This is a genomic window from Aequorivita sinensis, from assembly GCF_006346335.1.
GTDB classification, from domain to species: Bacteria; Bacteroidota; Bacteroidia; order Flavobacteriales; family Flavobacteriaceae; genus Aequorivita; species Aequorivita sinensis.
Map to the genome: position 1 here is coordinate 1 of NZ_VDMC01000046.1, position 1,657 is coordinate 1,657.

The window sequence follows — 1,657 nt, forward strand, 5'->3', positions numbered from 1 at the left end:
TCATTGCTTCTGACTTTCCTCTCGGAAAGTCCTCGCAAATTTGCTATCTTCGGTTTACGGTGGAAAATCCTAGCGGATTTTCACGCAACGAAACCATAGCCAAACCGTTGTACTACATTTAAAAAAAACTTTGAGAATAATTTTGAACATTTTATTTCTGACATTTTCTGGAATTATTTTCGGACAAGATTATAATGCAAATAATTCAAATACAGCTGATTTAATTAGAGATGCAGATTGCCTTACAACAAGTATCTTTCTTCCAAACAATAATGAATTACTTGTTACTCTATTGAATGAAAACACGACAACTACGGACAATAATTCCGAACACTATTATATTCAATCCTCTAAAGAAAAAAATATGGAATTCATTAATTTACTGTCCGAAAACTTTGCTACGGAGGAAATCTACACAATTGACTATAATGGAAATGGTGGATATGTAGAATTGAATTCAAAAAAAATTGATTCTGGAAATGAAGTTGTGCTCTTTATTCAACTCGAATATGGTTCACCTTGTCATAATGATACATTATTTATTTTACTGAATAGTACTAAAAAAGCGAAGAAACTTACTCGTGAATTAATAAAACTATTCGGCGAAAACAAAGGATTAAAAGTAATAAACAACCGTATAAAAACGTAGTACAACACTGTATAAAAAAAATAGGGCAAGTAAGTGCTAAACCCATTGTTTCAGGCATATTTTTGAAGTCGCCAAATCTTTTGATTTACGACTACTTTTTTATTTTATATTTAGGAAGTCGTAGTCCTTCGGTGGGCTTTTAGTAAAATAATATAAAACAAAATGCAAAAGATTTGGCTTGTGGATAATCCGAAAGGTAATCGCTTATTTTCAGCCCTACTTCTTTTATACTAAACGTTGGCAACAAGCTGAAAAAACCGAATGAAAATAAACATTGTAACATCAGAATTGAAAAAAGCTAACCGAAATCTGAACATATCGTTGCTGACTTTTGGATTGTTTATGTTGCTATTTTTTATTTCGTTTTGGTTTCCTAATAGTGATTTAATGAAAAGCGTTTATCTGATTTCCTTATTTACTTCCTGTTGTTTAATATTAATTTCGATTTTATTTTTAATTTTTAGACAAACTAAAAAACGGAGTATCGAATTGGATGCAAACCAACTTGCGGAATTGATAATTAACACGCAAATGAGTGCGGAAAAAATCTCTAAAAAAAGTGAAATAGAATATCTTGGGAACGAAATTAAAACCAATATGGTCACGGAGATTTTTGAAGTGAGTAATTCAACTGCATTTGAATTATTGCATAGCGGAATAGAATTGAAAATAACAACTCGGTCGAAAAAAAATAACGGAATGAATATGTCGCCTAAAGAATTGATTAATGATTTAATGTCAACACTTTGGGCTTCGAGCTGAATAAAGCCAGTTGCCAACACCGTATATAAGCTATGGCTTGGTCTGTGCCCATTTGGAAAATCCTGCGGATTTTCCAAAGCCAGTTTTTATCTGGAAAGGTTCGTGCCGAGACACGCCACAGCTCATATACATAAACGTTGTGTGCAATAACCCTTACTTGCTAGGTTATTTAAAAAATCAGTAAAGCGCGCGAATTTGGAAGGAAAATAATCAGTATTTTATGGTAGGACTGGTTGCAAACCAGGG

Annotated in this window: 2 protein-coding genes; both read left to right on the forward strand. The window is 32.6% G+C overall.

The window, feature by feature from the left end:
* The first annotated feature begins 130 nt into the window (after positions 1 to 130).
* A complete protein-coding gene (locus FHP04_RS14290; protein WP_139856826.1) occupies positions 131 to 649 on the forward strand; it encodes a hypothetical protein in 519 nt (172 codons plus the stop codon).
* A 531-nt stretch (positions 650 to 1,180) separates the two neighbouring features.
* A complete protein-coding gene (locus tag FHP04_RS14545) occupies positions 1,181 to 1,411 on the forward strand; it encodes a hypothetical protein (RefSeq protein ID WP_158319153.1) in 231 nt (76 codons plus the stop codon).
* The last annotated feature ends 246 nt before the right edge of the window (positions 1,412 to 1,657 follow it).

What these genes read in the sequence shown, in the direction of transcription:
- FHP04_RS14545 (WP_158319153.1), top strand. Translation starts at nt 1,181, where the DNA reads ATGAGTGCGGAAAAAATCTCTAAAAAAAGTGAAATAGAATATCTTGGG.